At 35.3% G+C, this 507-nt stretch carries 1 protein-coding gene; it reads right to left on the bottom strand.

All coding sequences use genetic code 11. The annotated features are described in order from the left end of the window. Positions 1-446: leucine-rich repeat domain-containing protein (locus ABCO64_RS10865; RefSeq protein ID WP_343089494.1), on the bottom strand; the 446-nt coding region annotated here is incomplete at its 3' end. Positions 447-507: the final 61 nt, after the last annotated feature.

The raw sequence follows: 507 nt of genomic DNA, 5'->3' as shown, positions 1-507 counted from the left end.
ATATGTGAGAATGTGTTTTCACTGAGTGATAAAATTTTCATCTCATAAGCGGGTAACGCTATTGATTCAACGAAAGTATTTTTAAATGCAAAATCTCCAATAGATTCTATGGTTTCAGGGAAGTCAATTGATTCTAAGTTTGTATTGGCGAATGTCCATGGTCCAATATGTGTTAAGGTAGAGTCTTCAGCAAACGTAACGGTTTCTAAATCAGACCCTGTAAAGACCCCATAATGATAAACGCTATTAGAACCAAGTGAAGGTATGATTTCACTGTACGCTAAGGTTTGAACGTCACTTGGTATGAAAAATTCTTTAATATTTGTATTTTTAAACGCGCCTGGATGAATCTCTTGAAGCATTGAATCTTCATGAAGTGTGACGGTATCTAAAGGCGTATCCATAAAGGCGGCTTTTCCAATGACTTCTAGCATGTCATTTATTATAATTTCATTTAAAGAAGAAGACTTGAACGCTCTATCTCCTAGTGTTTCTAAACTATTAGGG

The organism is Methanocalculus natronophilus, from assembly GCF_038751955.1.
Classification (GTDB): Archaea; Halobacteriota; Methanomicrobia; order Methanomicrobiales; family Methanocorpusculaceae; genus Methanocalculus; species Methanocalculus natronophilus.
Note: the sequence above shows the minus strand (reverse complement) of the source record. Positions and strands in the feature narration are given on the sequence as shown.